The sequence below is a fragment of the Nostoc sp. UCD121 genome (assembly GCF_014222285.1).
Taxonomy (GTDB): Bacteria; Cyanobacteriota; Cyanobacteriia; order Cyanobacteriales; family Nostocaceae; genus Nostoc.
This window is the reverse complement of record NZ_JACKZS010000172.1, coordinates 1-16467: the sequence shown is the minus strand read 5'-3', so window position 1 is coordinate 16467 and position 16467 is coordinate 1. Positions and strand designations below refer to the sequence as shown.

The window sequence follows — 16467 nt, the reverse complement described above, 5'->3', positions numbered from 1 at the left end:
CAAGCCTAAACAGGCTTAGATTCCTTAAATTACTACATAACTCTTGAATATACCTATTCCCAAGAAAACAAAATTGGGCAACCAAGCGCCCATAAAGGGAGAGAGGGCACCTGCTTGCGCGATCGCACCACTAATAAAGAAAATTAAGTAGTACGAAAATATAACTACAACGCTAATCCCAAAGCTGGTACCTCTTCCAGTTCTCTGGGGTATGCTTCCCATTGCTGCACCTACCAAGCCAAAAACCACGCATACAAAGGGCAAGGAAATTTTTTGTTGAATCCGCACTTGGAGTTTACGAATTTTTTGGCGATCGCCACCAAGATATTCTACTTGTAGTTGATCTAGTGCTTCAGCAATATTCATCTCGCCATAGTCTCGGCTTTTTTCTGCCAGACTTAATGGCGTGCGTGGTAGTTGCAGTTGTTGGTGTTCAAATCTGACGATGTTGCGATATGAGCGATCGGCTGCAACAAAATAAATCGTACCGTTGTAAAAATCCCAAATATTTTGAGAAGGATTCCACTGGGCAGATTCTGATACTACAATTTGATTCAAATTTTTGGTGGAACGGTCTATGATCGTCAAACCTGTCATCCGCTTACCATCAAACTGGTCGGCGTAAAACAAGCGTGTCAATATTCTATTCTTAGAGCCATCCGGTTGTGTAACATCCTGGTATTCAGGATAGAAAATATTTTGCTGTTTAAAAGCTGGCTTATCTGATTTCAGGGCTTTCTCCAGAGTTATCCCCGCTTGGTAATTTGCTGCTGGTGCAATTTGTTCGTTGAATACAAATGTCATTCCTGTGACTACAAGACTCAACATCACAGCAGTTAGCACTATGCGATAGACGCTCACTCCACAACCACGCAGGGCAATTAGTTCACTCTCGCTAGAAAGACGGCTGTAGGTCATCAAAGTAGCCAGCAGCGTAGACATGGGAAAGGCTAGAACAATAAAGTTGGGAAACTTTAGCAAAAAAACCTGAATGGCAATATCTATCGGTAGCCCAGATTCTACGATTTTTCTGACTAGATCAAATACAGCATCAATTGTGACACCAAGTGATGAAAAAGCTCCGACACCAAAGAAAAACGGCGCTATCAATTCGCTGGTAAGATAACGATCCATGATCGTAAAAGGTAGCAGCGAATATAGGTTGTAGAAAGACGGGAAGTTCTTTGAAATCATAAGCAATTTAAAATTTGCAATCCTGGTAAAAATGGGAGGTAAAAGGCAGCAGGCAGGAGGTAGAAGTAAAATAGTCTTCATCTTTTGTGTTGAAGTCTAAGTTCTTTACCTCACTTGATTGCAAACTGCTGTATGTGCTGTATTTAGGATCAAAATTTAATTCTCAATGGCTGAGAAAGCAGAACAAATAAATTAATAAATTGATAATTAAAATTAAATATAAAAATAGTCTTTGAAAAATTATTAACTAAATAATTGTGAATTTAGGCTTGAAAATTATCCCCTAAATAATATTGCCGCACGAGGGGATTGCTGTAAAGTTCGTCAGCACCGCCAAAAGCGAGGATTTGCCCCTCGCGCATAATGTAGGCGCGATCGGTGATCGCAAGGGTTTCGCGGACATTATGATCTGTAATTAAGATTCCCATGCCGCGATCGCGCAATTCTGCGACAATGTGCTGAATTTCTGAGACTGCGATCGGATCAACCCCCGCAAATGGTTCATCCAAAAGTAAAAATTTTGGCCCTTCTACTCCAGCAGCTAAAGACCTCGCTAATTCTGTCCGCCGTCGCTCACCACCAGAAAGTTGAATTCCTTTACTATTGGCTAATTTTTCTAAGCGAAACTCCCGGAGTAAAGTTGTGAGTCGTCTTGACCATTCCCGTCGTGGCACTTTCGTTTGCTCCAGCACCAACAGAATATTATCCTGTACCGAGAGTTGGCGGAAAACACTTGGTTCTTGCGCTAAATAGCCAATACCCAATCGCGCCCTTTGGTGCATTGGCATACTTGTAACATCCAGATTACCCAACCAAACTTTCCCTTGATTGGGTTTTTCTAAACCCGTGGCAATATAAAAAGTCGTAGTTTTACCAGCCCCATTGGGGCCTAGTAAACCAACGATTTCGCCCTGACCAACAGAAAGATTGACACGATTAACAATTACTCGCTTGCCGTAAGATTTGTGAATATTCTCTAAAACAATTTTCACGCTGGAAGCACCCTTTCTTGGTGGTAAATGCTAATTAGAAGGCTTCAAAGGTCGTGTTTGTGGTACAGATGGGGCGGGTGTCGCAGTTTGTCCACCATTATCTGATTCCTCAATCATGTATATAGACTCTACCTGACGGTTGGATTGAGGTAAAGCAACAAATCGCCCTTCATCAATTAAATACGTTACCTTCTCTGCCCGGATACTGTTACCGCCCTGTTGCAAAATATAGACGTTGCCACTGAAATCAATTCGGCGTTCCTTACTAAAGTACTGTGCTTGGGCAGATGTTGCCTGAAGCTGACGAGAAGGATACAACATTTGCACGTTACCGCGAGCGGTGATTACTTGATTTTTAGCATCATATTCTTGCACATCAGCACGGATAGTCAGGGGACGATTGTCTTTAGATGTTTGTGCAGTAGCGGTTTGCAGTTGGGTAGGGAAGGCAAAAGTGCCCAATAGTGCAACTGGCAGCATTAAAGCTAATCCAAAGCGACGGAACTGTGACATGGGCAATTGATAGCAGGGCATCATAGCAATTAGGGATTCGGGATTTCAGCTAGCATTCTAATTATCTCAAGTACTTTATCCAGATTATGAAATATACAATCTGGAGCGATTTCCGATAACTACTGGCTGAAATAGTGACGCTACCCCTAACCTCAAGGTTTCAGCTAATTAACATCTGAGTGAAAATGACGCAGGCACAATTTATGAATTGTGCCTACCAAGGATTTCGGACAACGCATAATTAATTTACCAGATGTCTAATCAGTAGACAGCACAATTTTAGGCAAAGATAAGACCTTATTTTCACCAATATCGCCAGATGTAATCTTATCTGGCCCTATTTGTTGTAATGTCGTCAACAAGGCTGCGCTCTGACTCAATAGCTCATCAACATCAACGCCGCCGTAACTAGATGGGTAACGCCGTAAGCGATTGCCGCCTTCTCCCAGTAGAATAACTGCACCTCGCCAGTTCCGATTTTCCAAATGATACAATGCTACAGAAATTTGGAGAATGCCTTGATAAAAGGTTTTCTCTGGTTCACTGGCTTCAATCCATAAAGCCTCTAAAGTGTCATGACAGGCATAGAACTGGCCAGAATTGAACTGTTCTACGCCTTGCCAAAACTCTTGGGGGATGGTTTCGCTCATCCCATACTGTCTCGGACTTCTTTAATTGTTTCCAGAGAGATATCTTGTTTTTCGCCAGCAAACTCGTTGTCAGGGGTGAGAAACAACATACAATGGCACTCTTTGCGTTCTCTCATTGGCACACAGGGACAGTTCCAATATGTGGCATGGACTTCAGCCTCTTTATCTTCGTAATGGCGACAGGGACATAAAGGCGCACCTAGTTCGTCTTTATGTTTGGCTAGTCCTTCAATCACAACTGCGGTAACAGAAGGTTCAGAACAGAAGTATGTTCCAGTACGCTTGGCGTATTGTTCGGAAAAATGCCGCATTGCCTCTAGGCTTTTATCGCTGGATTTTGTGTTTTGTTCTGATGTGATCATGGGGATCGGTCGCTCATAATTTAAATATTTCTTTGCATTGTACCTCAGCCGCACTAAGGGATTACTGGGTGTATTTCCCCAACCTTAACCTTTCAAATTGTTTTACCTTTCTTCAAGGGCTGATATGTCCAGTGTGCTGGGATCAGATAAAAGTTTAACTTGAATGGGAATTGGGGATGAGGAAGAAGCAGGGGAGCAGGGAGTAGGGGAGACAAGGGGAAAAGGTGATTTGAGTGAGAACCTTACAACAAGTCTTTCCTATTGTCCGCAATTCCCAACTCCCAATTTCCAATTCCCAATAATTCCTGCAATTTATAATAAATCTAATGTTTTTTGTAGCTGGGGTTGCAGAAGGCGATCGCTCTGCACAAAAATACCAGGATGATCGCGATTGATTATCTCTTGTTCTGCTGGTGAAGAAATATTTTGCCACAAAACCCAGCGACTACCTTGACCAAGAGTAGCAATGCTCAGAGGGTTTTGAGTCAGCCAAATCAAAGGATAGCTTTTAGGAACAACTGAACTGGCATCTTCTAAGGCTGTGGTTGCTGCTAAAGTTTCTAGGACAAAGCGATCGCCTTTGATTAAATCTGTCGATGCTGTCCACAGTTGCACTTCTAATTGCTGTTGCTGTGCGTAAAAGTACAGCGAAGCTGCGGTAATTACTGCTTGTTCAAAGTTTTCTTTTTCCCAATTGCTAGCGCTGTCAAGGGCAATAACTATTTCTTGTCCACCTGTTACCATTTCTAACTCCCGCACCCTTAATTCCCCATAACGGGCGCTAGTCCGCCAGTGAATTAGACGGGTGGGATCTCCAAGGCGATAAGGACGGAGCGATCGCACCAGCCCGGTTGTAGCTGTCTGCAAAGGTCTACCACGAGGATCGCCTCTTTTGCTCTCTTCTTGCCCCATTTCGTCTACTAAAGGGCAGTTAGCTAAGGGCAACACTGTCGGATAAACGATCGCTGTGGCTGCACAATCACGCTGACGGCGACACCAAAACAATCCCAAAGGCGCACCAGAAGCAAGTTCAACTGTGTGCCAGCGATAAACACCCCGGCGCTGAGTCGGATGGTAATATACCCAACGGTAACTGCCTTGGCTAGGAATTGTTTCGATTGCCTTTTGTACTGGTTTCCCTAAGACGAAGGGCAGTATATCTTCAACTTGCAATAAGCTTACAGGCTGTTGTGTCTGATTGCAGATTTCTAATTCCACCGTTAGATCGTCACCTGCTGACACTGGCCGCATGGGACGGCGGGTGATGGATAGACCTGTGAGCGATCGCGGCGGTAAGATGGCTGCTACACCCAAAAGCGCAAAACTGATGCCGCTAATGGCGTAAAGCCAACCAGCCATCGTATTGATACCTGCTCCAAAAAAACAAATAGCGGTTACTGCTAGTACCCAACCGCCATAAGTAGGGGCACAAGCGCGGGTTTCTAACCAATTAGTGAGGGGTTTAATGATTTTCATGTTTCTTTTTTAACCCAACACCACCCGAAATTCACAGTGTCTCAGGGGTTGCGCCTGATGTCCTTATCGAAACCGCTCTAAAATTTGGTTGACTGCGGTACCATTTACCACAATATCTGCACAGGATAATTTTCAAACACACTATCTCTACTAATTACAGGTATGCTCTCCACCAAACTTTGAGAAATTATGAGCCGATCAAATGGATCTTTATGATAAAAAGGCAGCTTTGCTAACTCATCTAAATGTTCTGGTCGTATTTCAAGCAATTCGATAGCGTTACCATAAACCTGTTGTTTAACCAACTCAGTAAAAGTCATTTCCAGTTTTAGCTTGTCGATACTGACCTTGATAGAAATTTACCAAAGACTCGCAATACTCAAAAATCTTTGATTTTCCCGATCTTCAATCAAGTTTCTTGCTGTGTCACTGAGGTTGAAACTGCCCTCAATAAACCATAAAAACGTATGAGTATCGAGCAGGAGTCTCATGGAGCGTATTCCTCAAAATCTGCCAACGGCTCATCAAAATCATCTGACATTTTTACTAAACTCCTAGCACTACCAAACTTTGGGCGTGCTTCTACTCCACCAAGTGGCACAATTTTGAAAGATGTCCCATCATTACGAATGATGATGACTTCTTCTCCAGCAGCCGCCTCTTCAATTAATTCTGCTAGGCGAGTCTCAGCTTCTTTCAAATTAACTTGGTGCATTGATAGTTTTTACCAAAACCCGATATTTTGAATATAACTTCTTCGTCAGTTATTGACTCAAGGATCTTTTCATGTTGACAATGGCGATCGCAGTTTCACGAATAGTTATGAGAATAATCCTTTTTCAGTCCTCTTCATTTTGACTCAAAAATTTGACTAAATGTACGGCAATGGCGATCGCACTATAAATCTATGACTATGGTTTGGTGATCGCACTGTAAAAATTTTTGTAGCTTGACGATCACTTTTTACCCATAACTTCTTAACTGTGCCCTCTTTAATAACTTGGCAGGCTTAAAGTTGCCCATCACCTGCCGCAGACAAGGTAAGCTGACGCGCATCTAAATTTGATAATTTAGCGCCTAAACCCATTTGCTGCCTTAGATTGCCCTGTAAAACTAGATGACGAACAGCTTATCTATAAAAACGAGAAATTCTTGACAGTCTTGTGCATGGGGCGTTGTTATATCTCTGGTACAAACTGCCGAAGTCCGTTTATCACCTGCTCTCGATCATTGGAGTTAAGCATACGAAGGACGAGTTTTTCGTAACCATTGCGACCAAGCTCGAAAATCGAGCAAACATTTGATACAAGTCCTTTGTTATTGTAGTACTTCAATATTTCGTTCAGATTACCAGAAGCAGCTAACCTAATGTACAAATTAAGATTGTCTGTGTATGTCACATCGATATTCAGTGCAGCAGTGGCATTTGCAACAGAGTCCTTTATTGCCTGAAGCCCAACTGATTTAGTATCAATCTTACGTAGGTTGTTCTCAATTGCCCTGTATGTTCGCAGTGAGGCTTGACGCTCTACCTCTTTGTTAAGAAGTCCTCTCGCCATCTCGGTTGCACGAGTAACAACATCGTCAGAATCAAGGCGTTGGTTTGTAGCTATGAGGCGTAACGTTTCCTCATTAAGTAAAATGTTTTCGATTTCTGCAACATCAATACAAAACACGCCATCAATTGAAAGTGATTGTATTTCATCGTCCGTTCGATAATCTCTATCGATGAGTCCAAAAACCTTGACATGATGGAAAGACGAATTAAGCCTAAGAGCGCGAACTGATTCAATGACACTCTGACAACCACTTCGAGGTACGACGTTATAATTTCTGTAAATTGATTGATATATCGAGTGATCTTTCCCCCCTTTTTCCCCTTCAACAAAAATAATTGTTCTGCGATTACCAAGCAACTCAAGCAATAGGCTTTCAGGAAACTCATCGACCTCTGGAACTTCTTCCCATACCCATTTGTTAATACCGTTAAACTCTTTAACCCATATACTTGTTGTACTAACACGTGTAGAAGCAAAATTAAGATCGTGCGTAATGTAGACGAAAAGGCAGTCTGGCTTTGCTTCCTCAAGCTTATTCCATAGAGATTGCATTATGGACGTGTGCAGGTGTATTTCGGGTTCATCAATCACTAATATTGATCCTGGAGGAGCGCATAGACACTGCCCCATTAAATATAGTGCCACTTTTTCGCCGTCGCTCATTTCGTTTCCGTTGTACTCGGTGCCACAAGTAACGTCTTTGACACTTACCTTTCCATCCTCTAAAAATACTTTTCTATGAGGGAGAATTTCTTCCCATAGTTGGGCTAGAACCTCAATTGGAGCATCTGGCACAGAAATATATATCTGCTTTAAACGTGTTTCCGCAGTGTGCTTTCTATCGCGTTCCGCACTTCGTGCAAACAAATTGGAAAGGACTTTTCCGTAGTCATTCTGGAGGTAAGTTTCAGGCTTTCCTCCCCAACGGTGACTCCATTTATATTGCTTGTTGGCATACCTAGAATCTTCGTTGCCCCAAATTAAATCATTTAGGGATTGCTCAAGAGACTTGATTAAGGCATATTCAGGAATATCTAATGCTCTTTGGGCAGATATGCGGTGAACAATAACGTCGTTGTCAGCATTTCTCTCTATCCACGCTCCAAGTCTGCTTTTCCCTGAGCCATTAGCACCTACAATAACTACCGATCCGTTGTGTTTTATCTCAACTTTATTTCCGGTTTCATCTGGTGTAGGTAAGTATAGCCTTGGTTGTAAAGGCATGTGTCTTTTTTTAGTTTCAGTTGTGTAGTACAAAATACTGTATAAATATTAATCACTGTAACTATATTTTACGTATATTTATTGAATGTGGGATAATATCAATAATTTTTATAAAAAAAATCAATTTCAAAAGATTTTGTCACAAGTTTCTGAGTATCCTCTTGCTTTGAAATAACTTATGTAAAAGCTCCTTTATCAGGTACGTGATGCAATGCAAATAAATGTAAATAATAAATTAAAAAGCCCGCATCTGCGGGCTTTTTAAATCAATTAAGAATTCTTACTTACCGTTTCGCCAACTTCTTCGACATCTTCCGCAGACGAATCGATTGGGGTGTAACTTCCACCAATTCATCGGGGCCAATGTATTCCAAAGCACGCTCTAAGCTCATGTCTATTGGTGCTTGCAACTGAACCAATTCATCGCCACCAGCAGCGCGGTGGTTGGTCAACTGCTTGGTTTTACAGATATTTAGTTCCAAATCTTGGGAACGATTGTGTTCTCCCACAATCATGCCTCTGTAAACCTTTGTGCCGGGAGTAATGAAGAATGCTCCTCTATCTTCGGCATTTCTCATAGCGTAGAAGGTAGAAACGCCTTCTTCAAAGGAGATTAAAACGCCTTTGTTACGAGCTTCAATGTCGCCACTGATTTGACGGTAGTCTAAGAAGCTGTGGTTCATGATGCCTTCGCCACGAGTCATCCGCATGAATTCACCCCGGAAACCAATCAAACCACGGGCGGGAATGACAAACTCTAACTGGGTGCGATCGCCACTACCTGGTTGCATATCTTGCATTTCGCCTTTGCGTTGTCCCAGGCGTTCAATACAGCTACCCACACCATCAGCAGGAATGTCTAACACCAAGAGTTCAAAAGGTTCGCAAGGTTGACCGTTGATTTCGCGGTAAATTACCTGTGGCTGAGATACCTGAAACTCGAAGCCTTCCCGACGCATGGTTTCAATTAAGATACCCAGGTGAAGTTCTCCACGACCGGAAACGAGGAATTTATCGGGAGAATCGGTTTCTTCGACACGCAAAGCAACGTTGGTTTCGAGTTCGCGGAATAGGCGATCGCGTATTTGTCTTGATGTTACCAACTTGCCTTCTTGACCAGCAAAGGGCGAATCATTCACCCAGAAGGCCATTTGCAAGGTTGGTTCATCCACTTTAATTAGTGGTAAAGCTTGCGGTTGATTGGGGTCAGTAATCGTTTCCCCAATATAAGCATCAGCAAAACCAGCCACCGCCACAATATAACCTGCGGTTGCTTCTTCCATCTCTACGCGCTTCAGCCCATCGAAGCCCATCAATTTGGTAATTTTGCCCTTGACAATAGTACCATTTTCTGTTACTAAAGCTGCTTGTTGTCCTGAGCGGATAGTACCGTTGTGAATTCTACCAATCACAATCCGTCCCAGATATTCAGAATAATCTAGGGTTGTAACTTGCAATTGCAGAGGCTTATTGCTGTCGCCTACTGGTGGTGGAACGTGTTGCAGAATCGCGTTAAACAAAGGTTGCATATCTACCGATTCGGCTTCTAGGCTTTCCTTGGCGAAACCTCCCATACCGGAGGCAAACAGATAGGTAAAATCACACTGGTCTTCATCTGCCCCTAATTCCAAGAACAGATCCAATACTTTATCGACAGCAACGTGGGGGTCAGTTTGACCACGATCAATTTTGTTGATGATAACAATGGGGCGCAGCCCTTTTTCTAAAGCTTTTTTCAAAACAAAGCGCGTTTGGGGCATGGGGCCTTCGTTGGCATCGACAATCAGCAGACATCCGTCAACCATGCCGAGTACACGTTCAACTTCGCCACCAAAGTCAGCGTGTCCAGGAGTATCAACAATATTGATTAGTGTTTCTTTGTAGCGAACTGCTGTATTTTTGGACAGGATAGTAATACCCCGTTCCCGTTCTAGGGCGTTGGAGTCCATAACGCAATCCGGAACGTCTTCGCCTTCGCGGAAAATGCCGGATTGTTTGAGGAGTGCGTCAACCAGCGTGGTTTTGCCGTGGTCAACGTGGGCGATAATGGCGACGTTGCGAATTGGGAGCGTCATAGAAGCTTTTGGTGAACTCTAGAGGGGGTTTTTAGATTTACATTTGAATGCTAGGCTGTTTTAACAGAATTGGGGATGATCAGCAATTTCTGTAAAGAACCTTTAACAATTCTAGCGTAATCGTCACAATTGCGGTGAGGTTTGTCAAGGTTGCATAAGAGAGAAAGTTAGGCAGGGTGAATATTTACTTAGCGTTGAATTATTTACCCGATTTTATTAGAAGATTTAACCGAATGTAGTTTAACAGTGGGTAAATCTCTGTTTAAAACTTCCTAAGTACAAATTTGCATTAATTCTTAGCAGTTTTAAATCAAACCAGATGCACTTATCTACGAGACGCTACGCGTAGCTTGCTTCCACGGAGTGGTACGCCTTACCACAGGGTAGGGACGCTGGGAAAAGGTACGCAGAGTTTTTCAAGAGGATTCGCTATGAACTTATGAAATTATGTACATTAAGATATATTTTCTTTTGTAAATTAGTCTACCTTGTACGATATTTGACATCAGCATTTTGGAGTTTTGAATAATAGCTTGGTTATGAGGACAGCAATTACAGAGTGATAAATATACAATTCAAAAATTACGTGAAGTTGGATTTGGTATTACGGATCTTGCAAAATAAGAGAAAAATTTGAATTCTAAAGTGCAATCTGCTCCATTTTGCTAAGTTTCAACAAAATTTATTTAATAAGGCGATAAAACTAGCCAATATTTTACAGCAATTACAATAAGTGTCCATGTAGAAACGTTGCAGCACTGAGATTATACGGTATTCAACGTATAATTTAAAAATTAATAAACTGACAGCAATAAAATAATTAGTATGATCTGCTGCCTAAATCCCAATTGCGAGAATCCCCAAAATCCTGATGGGACAAATTACTGCCTCAGTTGCGGGACACAGTTGCGATCGCTACTTAGAAATCGTTACCGTATAATCGCACCATTAGGGAGAGGAGGGTTTGCACGCACATACGTAGCAGAGGATATAGACAAGCTAAATGAACGATGTGTTGTGAAGCAACTGGTTCTCAGTCAATTTTATGGCAGTCAAGGTACTCACGCACATCAAAAAGCAACTCAATTGTTTGAACGAGAGGCAAAACGTCTACAAGAATTAGGCGAACATCTACAAATTCCTAATTTGTATGGATATTTTAAGGAAGGTGAATATCTGTACTTAGTGCAGCAGTTTATCGAAGGTCAAAATCTGTTGCAGGAGTTAAAACAATACGGTTTTTTTGATGAAGCTAAAATTCGATCTTTTTTGAATGATCTATTATCTGTGCTGGTCGCTATACATCAACAGCAAATAATTCATCGAGATATTAAGCCAGAAAATATTATTCGCCGTCAGAGTGATAAGAAGTTAGTACTGATTGATTTTGGGGTTTCAAAGCAAAAGGCGGAAACTACAACCACTGCAATTGGAACAATTATTGGTTCATTAGGTTATGCACCAATTGAGCAAATGCAATTTGGTAAAGTTTTTCCTTCCAGTGATATGTATAGTTTAGGCATAACTTGCTTTCATCTACTAACAAATATTTCTCCCTCGAATTTCTGGCTCAAACAAGGCTATGGTTGGACTTCTAGTTGGCGGAAGCATTTGACACAACCCATAAGTCAAGAATTAGAATTGATTCTGGACAAATTACTCCAAGAAAATCATGAGCAGCGTTATCAGTCTGCACAGGCTGTCTTACAAGACTTGAATAATCTACCACCACTAAGGCATACATTACCTCCTACAGTCATTTCACCTTCTCAATTATTAGAGTCACAATCACAAACTCAACAAAAAACAACTGGATATCTACCACAATTCTCTAATAATAAATTATTCTCTGGAGCCATAATTACAGGTTCAGGTAGTTCATTGTTAGCGATCGCACTGATTAGTTTTTTAGGAACTACTTGGATTAGCTCTGGATTATGGTTACTAATTTTAGGTGGGGTAATCTTAATCCAATCTCGCTCGCTTTTGGAAAAGAGTTATTTAATTGTGATTGCTATAATAGCAAATTCACTAATTGTATTGACTTTCAAAAGCTTGCTCACAAATAATCTTCTGCAATCTGGAATTAATGGACTTTTGCTTCTAGTATTGCTAGTTTTGCTTGCAGGTCTTTTGACGCTTATTATTGTGGGTATGTCAGAAATAATAAACAAACTTATTTCTAAATATTTTTAAAATTTAAGTATAGGTTGATTTCCCACTGTATATTGATTTTTAATAAGCTTTTTATAATTTGGAGTATTATTCATGACAAATAAAAAAGAGAACCTGAAGTTGCTTATTTCTTTGGGACTGGCTGGAGTAATGGTAGCAGCTATTTTGTGGGTAATTAGGCAACTTTCTTCTAGTATCATAATAACATCATTAAACAACCCCACTTCTAGTTCAAGTGAAGTTAAGAATAAGCCTCCATTGATGAATCTGGGTACAAGAATTTTGTTGAAAGTGCAAACATACCCTGATAAAACAGATGGAGTTAAAGCTTTTGAGCAAAAAGATTTTACCACTGCTGTTCAAAAGTTTAGCGCTTCCTTAAAAAATAATCCTAATGACCCAGAAACTCTAATTTATTTAAATAACGCTAAAATTGCACGAGATAGGTATAGCGCTCTAAAAGTTGCTGTGATAGCATCAATTAATTTTGACTCTAATTTATCAGAAGAAATTTTGCGTGGTGTAGCTCAAGCTCAAAATGAAATTAATAACCAAGGAGGAATTGATGGTAAGAAGCTGCAAATTGTGATTGCCAGTGCTGAGAATAGAGAAGATTTTTCACGATTAGATAATGAATTATTTCAAGACAAGAGCATTGTGGCAGCAGTGGGAGTTAGACGTAATGCTGCAATTTATAATCAAAATCGATTGGTGTTAGTCTTTCCTGTCGAGCGCCCAACTCAAACCGAAAATCAAGAAAAGTTAGATACTAATTTAGTAAGGAGTCAGGCAAATAGTTCCACAAATAACTACTTATTTCATGTAAATCCGCTATATGATAATTTAGTAGATACTCATGCTCGGTACATTGCTCGACAGGGAAGAAATGTTGCTATTTGTGGGGATATTCGTAGCTCAAGAGATAATTCAGGTTCCTCATCTAATCAGATACTTGTAGAACAGTACACTCAAGCTCTCCAAAAATATGGAAGTAAGGTTATTAACACGCCTTGCAATTTGGCAGACAAAGATTTGGACTATAGAGCTTTTGTAGATAAAGCTATAGAAACAGAAAACGCCAGTGGCTTTTTACTATTACCTTCAGTCAGAAATATATATTTTGCCACCAAAGTAGCACAAGAGGTTAAAGGCAGGAAGCCTCTCTTTGCTTCCGAAACTATGTACAGTTCAACAACTTTGCAAAATGGCACGGATCTTGAGGGAATGGTACTACCTGTGTATTGGCATCGTGATGCTAATAAAAATAATCCATTTGCAGAAAATGCCTTTAAGCTTTGGAATGCGCGGGTAAATCAGAGAACAGCCGGCGCTTATGACGCACTCCAAGTAATTATCACTGGCTTGAAACAAGATAATACCCGAGAAGGGTTGCAAAAGGTATTGTCTAATGGTGATTTTTCAACTTCTGGAGCCACAGGAATGATTAAGTTTTCGCCTTCAGGTGAGCGCCAAGGAGAAGCTTTACTAGTCAAAATCGAGCGTTGTGAGCGTTGTTCTTCTGGAACTGATTATGATTTTGCCCTCTTGAATAAGAAGTAATTTTTTGACATGAATTTTCATTCCAGAGATATAGATTGCTTCAAAATTAGCTAATCTGTTTATCTGTTCAATTTGGATGTAATACAGAATATCTGTCCCTAATTTAGAACTATAAATCTGGGTGATCGCTTTAATTTGTATTTCTGTTGTGTAACGCTAAAGTTTTTTCTACCCAGAGTCATGAGAGCTATCACTCAAAAGAAAGATGAAATCTTTCTAACCCCTATGTCAAAGTTATAGCAAGTAATAATTATGAACACTTTGCCGAGGAGAACTACGGATGGTAGCTACTTTAGATGATACAAAACGCAATGCTATTGCTGTAAAATTGGCAAGTATCAAAGCACTTCAACAGTTGGTTATCGAAAATGAGAGATTGCTTTTGACGCAAGGACTTGATGCAGAGATTGGCGATCGCATCCGCAATTTCCTCAACGATGACGAAAAAAATCTTGGCGTTCTGGAAACTGTAATTGGTCAGTATGGCATTCAGGCTGAACCCAAAAAGACTGTTACAGAATTCATTGAAAAAGCTCGTGAATTGTTCAAAGGTTCTGAATTGAGCCTGTATGAAAAAGTATCTCAGCATGAATTGCTGAAACATCAACTAGTAATGAGTGGCTTGATTGTTCACAAGGCTGCTCAAAAAGTGGGTGCTGATGTGTTGCTAGCGATCGGGCCTTTGAATACCATTAACTTTGAGAACCGCGCTCACCAAGAGCAACTCAAAGGTATTCTAGAAATTCTTGGTGTCCGTGAATTCACTGGACAAGATGCAGATCAAGGAATTTGGGCGCGTGTTCAAGACGCTATGGCCGCAGTCAGTGGTGTAGTAGGCAGCGCTGTTACCCAAACCAGTGACAAAAAGGATCTGAATATCCAAGATGTCATCCGCCTCGATCACAACAAGGTAAATACCCTATTTACCGAACTTCTGCAAAGCGACAATCCACAAAAGATCCAAGAGTATTTCGGTCAAATTTATAAGGATCTAACTGCTCACGCTGAAGCTGAAGAAGAAGTAGTCTATCCAAGAGTACGTCCTTTCTACGGTCAAGATAACACTCAAGAGCTTTTTGACGAACAAGCTCAACAGAAGCGCTTGTTAGAAGAAATTAAGGCTATCGACCCCTCTTCTAGTCAATTCAAAGATAGAATCAAACAGTTGATGGACATTATTGGCGACCATATTCGTCAAGAAGAAAGCACAATGTTTGCTGCCATCCGTAACAATTTGAGCAGCGATCAAAGTGAGCAACTGGCTACTGAATTCAAAGCCGCTAAGACCAGAATTCAAGAGAAATTAGGTGTTGTTAGCGAATCGAATGTGTAGGATGCTTTAGAGCTTTCTATATCAGCTAAACAAGGTTAATTAAACAAAAACTCCCAGCGCTGATGTGCTAGGAGTTTTTGTTTAAAAATTTTGCTGACAGTATTTATAAGCGGTATATGCCATAGTTACAACCCCAGTGATAATGGCAGATTCATCGACTTCAAATTGGGGATGGTGTAATGGGTGGTTAATGATTCTTTCTTTATAGCCGACACCCAAACGAAACATGGAACCAGGAGCGTGTTCCAAATACATAGAAAAATCTTCAGCACCAAGGGAAGGTTCGGGTAAAACTTGGACGCGATCGCTACTCCACGCTTCTTCTGCGGCTGATTGTAACAATTGCGTCAAAGCATAATCATTTTGAACACTGGGTACACCCTGGCGATAATTGACTTGATACTTTGCCCCGTAAGTCTGGCAGACACTAGATACAATGTTTTCAATCCAGTTTGGCAGATGGGCACGGGTTTCGGGATGGAGCGATCGCACCGTTCCCAATAACTGCGCTTTATCAGCAATTATATTCGGCGCTCTGCCACCATTAATCTTCCCGATACTCAATACTACAGGACGCAAGGGGTTCTGTGTTCGGCTGATGGCTTGTTGCAATGCAGTAATAACTTGGCAAGCAATCCAAATTGCATCAATGGCCTCATGAGGACGCGCCCCGTGCCCAGATTCTCCCATAATTAGAATTTCTAAATCATCAGCGGCGGCTGTTAAAGCCCCGTAACGCACGCCAATAGATCCTGCGGGTATAGAAGGGAAAACATGAATCCCTAATACAGCTGAGACGTTTTCCATTGCCCCATCTTTCACCATCCAGCTTGCCCCTTGAGCAATTTCCTCGGCTGGTTGAAATAAAAACCGCACTTTCCCACCCAACTCCTCTGCCATCTGGGACAGAACCATCGCTGTTCCTAACCCCACGGTGGTATGAACATCGTGACCACAAGCGTGCATAACACCCTCTGCACGAGAGGCGTATTCCAAATTTGTGCCCTCTTGAATTGGCAAGGCATCCATATCGGTGCGAATTGCCAATAAACGGTCATTTTGGCCAGTACCTTGGAGTTCTCCAACTACACCCGTTTTACCAACTCCCTCTTGTACGTGCAGACCACTGGAAGACAAAACACCAGCTACAAAGGCTGCTGTTTGGTACTCTTGACCACTGAGTTCTGGGTGAGAGTGGATGTGGCGGCGAATTTCAATCAAGCGAGGCGCTAGTTTTGCTGCTAAGTCTTTAATATGGGTAAGCATCAATCTCAATTAATCTACAAGCTTTTTTCCCATGATAAAGAACCATTAACAAACAAAATGCTTTTGCTATACAAGGATAGTTGAAGGG

General features: G+C 41.3%; 14 protein-coding genes. 3 read left to right on the top strand and 11 right to left on the bottom strand.

All coding sequences use genetic code 11. The features are described from left to right. Window positions 1-24 precede the first annotated feature (24 nt). The 10 genes from GNF10_RS27325 to typA all read right to left on the bottom strand — a co-directional run bounded on the left by GNF10_RS27325 (window position 25) and on the right by typA (window position 10045). Window positions 25-1134: an LptF/LptG family permease gene (locus GNF10_RS27325; RefSeq protein WP_185607277.1), complete on the bottom strand. Its 1110-nt coding sequence runs from the start codon at window positions 1132-1134 to the stop codon at window positions 25-27. A gap of 323 nt (window positions 1135-1457) precedes the next feature. After that, window positions 1458-2186, bottom strand: coding sequence for an LPS export ABC transporter ATP-binding protein (gene lptB, locus GNF10_RS27320; protein WP_185586470.1), 729 nt, complete (start codon window positions 2184-2186; stop codon window positions 1458-1460). A gap of 30 nt (window positions 2187-2216) precedes the next feature. Continuing rightward, window positions 2217-2723, bottom strand: coding sequence for an LptA/OstA family protein (locus GNF10_RS27315; RefSeq protein WP_185586469.1), 507 nt, complete (start codon window positions 2721-2723; stop codon window positions 2217-2219). Between the two features lie 233 nt (window positions 2724-2956). Then, window positions 2957-3349 carry a DUF309 domain-containing protein gene (locus GNF10_RS27310; RefSeq protein ID WP_185586468.1) on the bottom strand — a complete coding sequence of 131 codons (393 nt, stop codon included), beginning with the start codon at window positions 3347-3349 and terminating at the stop codon, window positions 2957-2959. Further along, window positions 3346-3711 carry a ferredoxin thioredoxin reductase catalytic beta subunit gene (locus tag GNF10_RS27305; RefSeq protein ID WP_185586467.1) on the bottom strand — a complete coding sequence of 122 codons (366 nt, stop codon included), beginning with the start codon at window positions 3709-3711 and terminating at the stop codon, window positions 3346-3348. Before GNF10_RS27305 ends, GNF10_RS27310 begins: the two co-directional genes overlap by 4 nt. Before the next feature lie 312 nt (window positions 3712-4023). Further along, window positions 4024-5187, bottom strand: coding sequence for a DUF58 domain-containing protein (locus tag GNF10_RS27300; RefSeq protein WP_185586466.1), 1164 nt, complete (start codon window positions 5185-5187; stop codon window positions 4024-4026). A gap of 104 nt (window positions 5188-5291) precedes the next feature. Beyond that, window positions 5292-5507 carry a type II toxin-antitoxin system VapC family toxin gene (locus GNF10_RS38940; protein ID WP_260446105.1) on the bottom strand — a complete coding sequence of 72 codons (216 nt, stop codon included), beginning with the start codon at window positions 5505-5507 and terminating at the stop codon, window positions 5292-5294. Window positions 5508-5674: 167 nt separating this feature from the next. After that, window positions 5675-5902 carry a type II toxin-antitoxin system Phd/YefM family antitoxin gene (locus GNF10_RS27290; RefSeq protein WP_185586465.1) on the bottom strand — a complete coding sequence of 76 codons (228 nt, stop codon included), beginning with the start codon at window positions 5900-5902 and terminating at the stop codon, window positions 5675-5677. A 463-nt stretch (window positions 5903-6365) separates the two neighbouring features. Continuing rightward, window positions 6366-7970, bottom strand: a complete 1605-nt coding sequence (locus tag GNF10_RS27285) for a DUF4435 domain-containing protein (RefSeq protein ID WP_185586464.1) — start codon at window positions 7968-7970, stop codon at window positions 6366-6368. 284 nt (window positions 7971-8254) lie between these two features. After that, the gene (typA, locus tag GNF10_RS27280; protein ID WP_185581415.1) at window positions 8255-10045 is read right to left on the bottom strand and encodes a translational GTPase TypA; all 1791 of its coding nucleotides are present in this window, start codon (window positions 10043-10045) and stop codon (window positions 8255-8257) included. 825 nt (window positions 10046-10870) lie between these two features. Between typA and GNF10_RS27275 the strand changes: the two genes are divergently transcribed. The 3 genes from GNF10_RS27275 (at window position 10871) to GNF10_RS27265 (ending at window position 15113) form a co-directional block, all read left to right on the top strand. Further along, window positions 10871-12241 (top strand): serine/threonine-protein kinase, encoded by a 1371-nt coding sequence (locus GNF10_RS27275; RefSeq protein WP_185581980.1) that lies wholly within the window; start codon window positions 10871-10873, stop codon window positions 12239-12241. A gap of 72 nt (window positions 12242-12313) precedes the next feature. Then, window positions 12314-13780: an ABC transporter substrate-binding protein gene (locus GNF10_RS27270; RefSeq protein WP_185581979.1), complete on the top strand. Its 1467-nt coding sequence runs from the start codon at window positions 12314-12316 to the stop codon at window positions 13778-13780. Between the two features lie 280 nt (window positions 13781-14060). After that, window positions 14061-15113 carry a hemerythrin domain-containing protein gene (locus GNF10_RS27265; RefSeq protein WP_185581977.1) on the top strand — a complete coding sequence of 351 codons (1053 nt, stop codon included), beginning with the start codon at window positions 14061-14063 and terminating at the stop codon, window positions 15111-15113. Window positions 15114-15194: 81 nt separating this feature from the next. Here GNF10_RS27265 and GNF10_RS27260 read toward each other — a convergent pair whose 3' ends face one another. Then, window positions 15195-16379: a M20 family metallopeptidase gene (locus GNF10_RS27260; RefSeq protein WP_185581976.1), complete on the bottom strand. Its 1185-nt coding sequence runs from the start codon at window positions 16377-16379 to the stop codon at window positions 15195-15197. Between the last annotated feature and the right edge of the window lie 88 nt (window positions 16380-16467).

Bases quoted from the DNA above. Each gene is read 5' to 3' on its own strand.
- GNF10_RS27325 (WP_185607277.1), bottom strand. From the start codon at position 1,134: ATGGATCGTTATCTTACCAGCGAATTGATAGCGCCGTTTTTCTTTGGT.
- GNF10_RS27315 (WP_185586469.1), bottom strand. From the start codon at position 2,723: ATGATGCCCTGCTATCAATTGCCCATGTCACAGTTCCGTCGCTTTGGA.
- GNF10_RS27310 (WP_185586468.1), bottom strand. From the start codon at position 3,349: ATGAGCGAAACCATCCCCCAAGAGTTTTGGCAAGGCGTAGAACAGTTC.
- GNF10_RS27305 (WP_185586467.1), bottom strand. From the start codon at position 3,711: ATGATCACATCAGAACAAAACACAAAATCCAGCGATAAAAGCCTAGAG.
- GNF10_RS27300 (WP_185586466.1), bottom strand. From the start codon at position 5,187: ATGAAAATCATTAAACCCCTCACTAATTGGTTAGAAACCCGCGCTTGT.
- GNF10_RS38940 (WP_260446105.1), bottom strand. From the start codon at position 5,507: ATGACTTTTACTGAGTTGGTTAAACAACAGGTTTATGGTAACGCTATC.
- GNF10_RS27290 (WP_185586465.1), bottom strand. From the start codon at position 5,902: ATGCACCAAGTTAATTTGAAAGAAGCTGAGACTCGCCTAGCAGAATTA.
- GNF10_RS27285 (WP_185586464.1), bottom strand. From the start codon at position 7,970: ATGCCTTTACAACCAAGGCTATACTTACCTACACCAGATGAAACCGGA.
- typA (WP_185581415.1), bottom strand. From the start codon at position 10,045: ATGACGCTCCCAATTCGCAACGTCGCCATTATCGCCCACGTTGACCAC.
- GNF10_RS27275 (WP_185581980.1), top strand. From the start codon at position 10,871: ATGATCTGCTGCCTAAATCCCAATTGCGAGAATCCCCAAAATCCTGAT.
- GNF10_RS27270 (WP_185581979.1), top strand. From the start codon at position 12,314: ATGACAAATAAAAAAGAGAACCTGAAGTTGCTTATTTCTTTGGGACTG.
- GNF10_RS27265 (WP_185581977.1), top strand. From the start codon at position 14,061: ATGGTAGCTACTTTAGATGATACAAAACGCAATGCTATTGCTGTAAAA.
- GNF10_RS27260 (WP_185581976.1), bottom strand. From the start codon at position 16,379: ATGCTTACCCATATTAAAGACTTAGCAGCAAAACTAGCGCCTCGCTTG.